At 65.3% G+C, this 720-nt stretch carries 1 protein-coding gene; it reads left to right on the top strand.

All coding sequences use genetic code 11. The features are described 5' to 3' along the window. Nucleotides 1-720 (top strand): conjugal transfer protein TraB (locus QD357_RS32685; protein ID WP_414126144.1); only part of this gene is annotated, 720 nt, incomplete at both ends.

Here is a 720-nt window from a genome sequence, read left to right as displayed (position 1 = left end):
TTTCCGGGATGGGGATGGTGGGGGCTGGCTGCCGCTACAGCCGGCCTCATGGGCCTCGTAACCCGCATGTGGCCAGCTGTCGCGATTGTCCTGGCAGGGTTTTGGATCTGGTCCGCCGCAACCTGGGACGAGCCGAAGCTAACGKAAGCGTGGCGGGGCGTCGATCTCGAATTCGGCGCTTCTCTCGGTCGCGACGTCAGCATTGGGCACCACMGTGATCTGATTGCCACGGTGAAGGATCGAGCATCCGACGGCGCCCGCACTATTGTTCTTCCCGAGAGCGCGCTGGGGTTCTGGACGCCAACCGTCGAACGGCTCTGGGTAAAAGCACTGCAGGGAACTAACGCCACCGTCGTCGCCGGTGCTGCGGTCGTCGATGCAGGCGGATACGACAATGTGCTGGTCGCCATCTCGGCCGCCGGCGCCCAAATCCTCTATCGCGAACGAATGCCGGTCCCGGGCTCGATGTGGCAGCCGTGGCGGTACTTGCTGGGTCAGAGCGGCGGCGCGCGGGCGCACTTCTTCGAAAGCCCGGTCGTGACGGTTGCCGACAGTCGGATAGCCCCGCTGATCTGCTACGAGCAGCTCATCATCTGGCCCGTCCTGCAGTCCATGCTGCAGGAGCCGGACATCGTCGTCGCCGTCGGCAACGGCTGGTGGACCAAGGGGACTTCCATCGTCGCCATCCAGCGCGCCAGCACTCAAGCCTGGGCGCGCCTG

The organism is Rhizobium sp. BR 317 (assembly GCF_047445835.1).
Classification (GTDB): Bacteria; Pseudomonadota; Alphaproteobacteria; order Rhizobiales; family Rhizobiaceae; genus Rhizobium; species Rhizobium paranaense.
This window is presented reverse-complemented; position numbering and strand designations above follow the sequence as displayed.